Source organism: Hymenobacter sp. (assembly GCF_036387835.1).
Lineage (GTDB): Bacteria > Bacteroidota > Bacteroidia > Cytophagales > Hymenobacteraceae > Hymenobacter.
The window spans coordinates 22,304-29,504 of record NZ_DASVSY010000064.1 but is presented as its reverse complement, the minus strand read 5'-3'; the positions used below and the strand labels follow the sequence as shown (position 1 = coordinate 29,504).

Here is a 7,201-nt window from a genome sequence, read left to right as displayed (position 1 = left end):
TCCTCGCTTAAGCTTCATGCGTTTGCCCTGATTCCTAATAGCTAAACAACATTATTTGTGCTTTTTTGCTTTACTATCTCGCGGTAATGATATTTGGCGGTGGTCTAAGTGGGTGTGAACCGTTGGTTGTAGTCGTTGATGCAAAATTGCAAACGAATCCAGTGCATGGCCAGCGAACGACTAAAGGAGCGGGACTTACGAGCTAATACGGCGCAGCGCTGTCGCAAAGAACAATTCACCGCCTCGACAATACTCGTGCGGCCACTGCCTTTCGGACTAGGTCGATGGGCGGTGGCTGGCAACACCTGTCGGTAGGCCTCCCACTCATCGGTAAAGTACCAGGTGCCGGTGCGATAGGGTTTGGGCAAGGCCTGCCAGAGCCGCCGTGCGGTGGCCGTGCCGCGGGTGCTGAGCACCCAGGCCATGATACGCTGGATGTGCTGCTCGACGGCCAGCCACAACCAAACTTATTGTCGTCTAAGGCCCACAAACTTCCACATTTTCATCCAACTCCAATATCCGGGGCCGAACGGGTAGGCGACGGGTTGGATGCTGTGTCTGTGCTTTTTTGCCAGCTTGGCCACCGTCATCTGGGCTACCCCCGTCAGGCGTACGATGGCACGCTAGGACACGCGCTCGACCAGCAACTTTTCTACCTGGGCGTAATGGGCAGCACGCGCTGGTGCTGCGGGCTGGAAGTACCCTTGATAGGTGCAGCTGTACACTGGTACTTCTGGTGACCATGACTACTCCCATTCTTGCGTACGTGTAGGCTACCACAACGGCTGCCACAGTGACTCGTTGTTATCATAGCTCTCTATACGGCTTTCACATCCACTTAGCCCACCACCAAAAAAACGACACACCCTCAAGTGGCTCTTGATTTGTACCTTAAGTGGGCAGTTATTGTGGGTCAGTAAAGCTTATAGTGGGCGGACGCATGATTTTGCTATTTTTGAAGAATTATTCGCCCATTTGAGCTTTAAAAAATACCGAATTCATGTGGATACGGGGTTTATAGGGATCAAGAATTTCATAGACTGGCAGTAAGTATTTATTCCCTATAAAGCTCGAAAAAACACCCTTCTACCCCCTTGCAACGCCTGATTAATCAGGTCTTAGCGCCGCTTCAGGTGGTGGTAAAAAATGTAATTGCTAGACTCAAATCATTTTTCGTGATTTGCATCACCAATCGAATGAAAAAGAAAAACAAGCTAGCAGAAGCCTTTATAATGTTCGCCGAGATAGACCATTTTAAAAAATATCATCTAACTCTTTGATTGGAAAACAATAGCAATTCTAATATAAAAAGAGAAAGCCTTGGTACTATGCCAAAGCTTTCTCTAATTTAGAAAAGCGTAACTCAATTGCTTAATTTATTTGAAATTCTATATTGTAGGACAAAGTAGTACAACTTCACTCAAGTTCAGCATGGGCCAAATATGCACCGGTTTGCTTTTACTTCCTGAAGACCTTTGGCATACCCAATAAATCCGCCTATAAAAGCGCCAGCTGCGACTGAAGCCCCTCCAGTTGCGACAGAATATGGGGCTCCTTGAAGAGCTCCGCCAATCGCACCTGATATTGTGTATAGCCACATGCTAAATCCTTTGTGAGCGGCTTTTGATAATTTTTTCCAAAAACTGGATTTGTAAGCTGTGTCATCCCGAATGGGGGCCTTTATTCTTCCACTATTGCGTAACTGCTCATATTCCTTGAACGTTAGCGTTAGCATTTTTTTGCCAAGTCCAGTTACATCTTTTGCTGGGGACTTGGTTGCTGAACTACGATAATAAGGCGACTCGCATGAGAGTAAAGAAGTATAAACTTCTAGAGCTCGTTGATTAAGAGGTCTGGCAGCCTCAACAGCGGCTGCGAATTGCTCTTTTTGTTCTTGGGAATAATATGAAGCATTAGCAACATTATATGCCAAGCCCTCAAAATTACTATTAAGTCTGTCTGATATATAGTCTGGTCGCTCAGTTTCAGGCCTGCCAGCTACGTAACATGAATATAAGAAGTCATCGTACATCTGTAGAAATTGCTTAGTATCATCACTAAACTGGTTAATCTCGCTAGCGAATGTAGGTTCGTAACTCCCATATTGGTAAAACTTATCACTGAGTGCAGGTTCGATGGCGGAACGCAAAGTGGAGAAATCAGCATCGCTGACGTTAGATTTGTTTCGTGCTTCAACTTCTAAGAAATTATATGTTCCTGCTGTGTCTGTATTGCACGTTTGTGGATTAAAACCAACAGGATAGCCAGGATTATTGAGGGCTATGCCGCTATTAGTACCCATTGTACCTATCGGATTTGGAGCTTGTGGATCTTTCGAGCAGAACGTTGTACTTACCAGTAATAGAGCCAAATAGAAAGGACGGAGATGATTTTTCATAAGAGCACGCTGGTTAAAAAGAAAGATGAAATTTTTGTTTGTTTCACTTTTAGTGAATGCAACATTGGGGTAGGTAGCCCATTATACCTGCTATTTTGTTTAGTTTCTTCGTTGTGACGAACAAAGTTGTATTGAAAGTGAAGATTTATGGCATAGGCTTATATTCCAGTTATGCTAGAGGGCCACTTTACAATAGATGACCCCATCATTAAATGATTGTAATAAGCCAAAGCGATGATGCATATTACCTTAAACCATTCATGTTGTAAAGGAAACATGCGCTCGATAAGTGACATATATATTATTTAATATATAGATTTAATTTCTTGATATAGTTGAAAAAATATGTAGGATGCATATTCGTAACATACTTATCAATGGTAAACAGAGTGTTATAGCGGTTTTGTGAACGGTGGACACCTTGATTCTGAGGAACTGACTCTGCGAGGCTGCCGACGCTATAGAAAACGACTATCAACGCATGTCGCCCTCAGTAAAGGAGTACACCGTTCACGAAACCGCTATATATATATTCTTCTTACATATATTGCTACTGTTTTATAATTAGATAAATGCTTAGAGTGCAACACAGTGCAAAATCACCTAGAGTGGTGACATCACATCAGTAAAATTGCATTTCTGTTTGCCCTCGATTTGACGGTCTCGGACACGGCCCAGCTGACGAGCCTGAGTATGCGCTCGGTCAATGCCCTCTACCTGCGGCTGTGCCACCGCCTGCAAGCCGAATGCCCAGTGCCAGTGGAACTGGCCGGAGCCGTGGAACTAGACGAATTGTACATCAGCCCGCGGCGGGTCCGGGGCAAGCATGAACGCGGGGACGGCAGTAAAACGGTGGTTTTCTGCCTGTTCAAATGGGGTGATCAGGTGTACACTGAATTATCCCTACTTTTTAGAAGTAGACCCTACAAGCCATTATAAGAGGTGAAATTGACGTTAGCGCGATGGTCAATACCGATGGCTGGCTCGGATATGACGGTTTAGGTTTAGTAGACGTGGGCTATGACCGGCATCTTCGGGTACATCACGGGCAAGACGAATTGGCACAGGGAACTTCGCCAAAGCCCGCCTGCACCAGTTCCATGGAGTGGTCAAAGAGACGTTTGGGTTGCATCTGGAAGAGTGTAAATTTCGCTTTAATCACTGGCACGAAGACTTCTACAAACTCTTGTTTAATATTGCTTCGACAGCACTCGCTTTAAGACGGTTTGCTCCCTAAGCCCTTAAAGTATTATTCATGATGAAGCTAAAATTCTACAAGAAGGAACACAATCGTTACACTGACGGAGTTACGTTGGTTTTGAGTGCTTAACCTTTGAGATACAAAAGGGCTTGGTTAGATGCTAGTACAATTTTTTTGAAGGGCAGAAGAAAATATTTTGTTGCTAATTCGCTTACATTTCTTTATTCTTACTTGTCTAAAAGCATTAGTTGTGCTTTTCGTTCGTCTCTTAAGTGTCAAAAGGATTTTACTCGAAGAGGTGGATATCTTCTATATAATAGCCACATTAAACAAGTTTTTATTTACTTTTACACAAACGTTTGCGACAGTATTAATGCACAATCGTTTGTGCACGAAATTCTTTCTATCCCCACAACTTTTTTACATGAAAAAGACAGTACCCAAATTAAGCCGGGTTGCCATCCCAGCTTTGCTCTGTTGCTTACCGCTTCAGGTCCTAACAGCGAATGCGGCAACGCTGGCTTCTGAAAATGATACCGCTGCCGACGCTTTTCAAAGCGCAGACATTTCGGTTTCAGGTCGCGTAACGCAGGAGAACGGCGAGCCGCTACCGGGCGTGACAGTGCTCGTGAAAGGCACCACTACTGGTGCTTCCACCAATGCGGACGGCGGCTTTATCATTTCCGCGCCCGAAGGCAGCACGCTGGTGTTCAGTTATGTAGGTTACGCCCGCAAGGAGGTACCAGTAGCGGCTGGCAGCGCCAACATGACTGTGACTCTCGCGGAGGATGTCAGCGCATTAAGCGAGGTAGTGGTAGTAGGTTACCTTTCCCAAGACCGGCAAAACCTGAGTAGCGCCGTGAGCAGCGTTGATGTACGGGAAGCAGCTAAAGCCCCTGTTCCAACATTGGTACAGAGCATTCAGGGCCGAGTGGCTGGCGTACAAGTAGAAGGAACAGGTGCTCCTGGATCAGTTCCTCAAATCAATATCCGGGGAGTAGGTAGTTTAGCCCTGAATAGTAATCCGCTTTACGTGATTGATGGACTTTGGACAAACGAGATTCGTAATCTAAGCCCTAGTGACATTGAGTCTACTACTGTGCTCAAAGATGCTTCCTCAACAGCCGTTTATGGCTCGCGTGGGGCTAACGGCGTCATCATTATTACCACAAAACGTGGACAGTCAGGGCCTCCCAAAATCAGCTTTAACGGCTATCGTGGAGTAGAGAGTGTGTATAAAACGTACGACCTAACCAACCACAGCCAGTGGGCTGATCTTAGTACTGTTGCCTACACCAACGCCGGGCTCCAGCCTTTGATTGGCGCCAACAAGGCGGCTGGTACTTTTACCAATAATGTTGATACTGATTGGCAGAAAGAGTTGTTTCAGAATGGAGTAATACAGGACTACAACCTGAATTTCTCAGGAGGCTCACGCAACGGTAAGGATGCTAATAACTTCTTGATTTCTGGCGGGTATTTCAATCAAGAAGGCATTATGCGCGGCCCTAAGTTCGAGCGCTATAACCTGCGTCTTAATTCAGGGTTGACTCGTGGCCGCTTGAAAGTAAGCGAAAGCTTACTGCTGACACACATCAATACTCGGTTGCTCAATGACGTTCCGTTCATTGATGTGCTAACAATGCTGCCTGGTATTCCGGTGTATAACCCAACTGAGACGAGTGGCAGCGGATTTGGGTATGGCTCACCGGCATTGAACACTTTTGCTACCAACCCCATCGGCAGCCAGGAGATTTTGAGCCGTAATCAAACTAACAACTTGCTGCAAGGCAGTGTAAGTGCTGACCTTTCAATCTTCGATTTTCTTTCTTACCGGCTGAACTTAGGACTAGATATGCAATTGTATGCTGATAAAAACCAGCGTACAAGGGGCCTTATTAGGCAGAACGGAGGAGACTCGCCGGCGTCTTTGTTTGAAAACAGAGGTAATAACTCCACTTTGTTGGTGGAAAATACGCTGAACTTCAACCGCAGCCTCGGCGACAACAATATAAATGCGGTGCTTGGCTACTCGGAGCAGAAGTATCAAGCCGATAACGCTTCCGCAGCAGCTAATAACTTTTCACCCCTTCCACAGTATTATTTCGTCCTAGGAGCTGGTCCTGGCGGTTATGCAGTAGGAGGAGGCATAAACGAATGGGCTAAACGCTCCTATTTCGCGCAAGCTAACTACGACTATAAAAATCGATATCTGGTTACTGGTAGCTTCCGTCGTGACGGATCTTCCCGCTTCGATCAGTCAAAGCAGTATGGTAACTTCTATGCTACTTCGGTAGGCTGGCGTGTCAGCGAAGAGGCTTTTTTCAAAGGTGCTTTGCCTTTCGTGAACAACCTCAAGCTACGGGCTAGTTACGGGGTGAACGGCTATGATGAGTTGACGGGCAACTACTTATACCAGGCTACAATCAACCAAACGGTATTTTATCCCCTAGGTTCCGGACCAAACCAGCCACTTAACCCAGGTTCTATTCAGCTTGCGTTGCCAAGCCTGGGCATTCAGTGGGAAGAGCGCTACACCACCAACTTTGGTATCGACGCCGCTTTCTTGGAAAACCGCCTGACCCTGTCGACGGACTATTACATATCCACCACTAAGAAAGCACTGGTTAGCCCTCAATTACCGGCCTATCTAGGTGCCTTCGGAACTGATCCATTCACTAATGCTGGTGAGATTGAAAACAAAGGACTGGAATTTGCGCTCGGCTACCATGAAAATCGCAAAGCTTTCACCTATGGGGCCGATTTGACGCTGACCACTCTCAAGAATGAAGTAAAAAGCTTGCCTCAAACTTTGCCTTTTATCGCAGGTTATCAGCAGTTAACGCGTACGCAAGTAGGACAGCCTATTAGCCGGCTATATCTGGTGCCTATGGAAGGTATCTTTCAGACAGAAGAAGAAGTGCGAACGCACGGCTCGCAAGCTTATGCATCACCGGGCGACGTGAAGTATACCGACACCAACAAAGACGGGCAAATCACCGATGCTGATGCCGTACTCTATGGCAATCCGTTTCCAAAAGTGCAGTATGGGCTCAATTTGAGCGCTGGCTTCAAAGGATTTGACCTTTCTGTGTTTTTCCAGGGAGTATCCGGCAACGATATATTCAACGTAGCGAGGTTCTGGCAAGACCGCTTCAACGAGCCTACTAACTTCCGCGCAGACCTTAACCCTTGGTCTCCCACCAATCCATCCACCACTACACCGCGCCTGTTGCAAGCGGGAGGGGCCGGCAACCTGGGTACATCGGCCTTGCAGAATGCGCGCTATAACTCCACCCGTTGGGTGCAGGATGGCTCTTACTTCCGGATGCGGAACATCCAGATTGGCTACACGTTGCCTACTTCCGTTACCAACAAAGTATCAGAAGGGAGCACTCTGCGAGTCTACCTCACGGGTCGCAACGTATTTACAATCACTGATTACACCGGCTATGACCCGGAGACGCCAGGTCCGCAGACACCGGGCGTTGGTGCCTTTGGTCGTGGTATTGACGACGGTACCTATCCGAATGTGCGAGCATTTACTGCCGGCTTGCAACTTAACTTCTAACATGCAGCGAAATCGAAACGAACGGTTTCTG

5 protein-coding genes are annotated in these 7,201 nt (G+C 46.7%); 3 read left to right on the top strand and 2 right to left on the bottom strand.

Features of this window, described 5'->3' with window-relative positions; genetic code table 11:
* Positions 1-104 precede the first annotated feature (104 nt).
* Entirely contained in the window at positions 105-461 is a 357-nt protein-coding gene (locus VF639_RS11970; protein WP_331146139.1) for an IS1 family transposase, read from the bottom strand.
* A gap of 93 nt (positions 462-554) precedes the next feature.
* On the opposite strand from VF639_RS11970, the gene VF639_RS11965 reads away from it, so the two are divergent.
* Positions 555-740, top strand: a complete 186-nt coding sequence (locus tag VF639_RS11965; RefSeq protein WP_331146138.1) for a hypothetical protein — start codon at positions 555-557, stop codon at positions 738-740.
* A gap of 79 nt (positions 741-819) precedes the next feature.
* Positions 820-1,050, top strand: coding sequence for a transposase family protein (locus VF639_RS25365; RefSeq protein WP_414654711.1), 231 nt, complete (start codon positions 820-822; stop codon positions 1,048-1,050).
* A 376-nt stretch (positions 1,051-1,426) separates the two neighbouring features.
* Here VF639_RS25365 and VF639_RS11960 read toward each other — a convergent pair whose 3' ends face one another.
* The gene (locus VF639_RS11960; RefSeq protein WP_331146137.1) at positions 1,427-2,398 is read right to left on the bottom strand and encodes a hypothetical protein; all 972 of its coding nucleotides are present in this window, start codon (positions 2,396-2,398) and stop codon (positions 1,427-1,429) included.
* A 1,451-nt stretch (positions 2,399-3,849) separates the two neighbouring features.
* On the opposite strand from VF639_RS11960, the gene VF639_RS11955 reads away from it, so the two are divergent.
* A complete protein-coding gene (locus VF639_RS11955) occupies positions 3,850-7,170 on the top strand; it encodes a SusC/RagA family TonB-linked outer membrane protein (protein WP_331146136.1) in 3,321 nt (1,106 codons plus the stop codon).
* Positions 7,171-7,201: the final 31 nt, after the last annotated feature.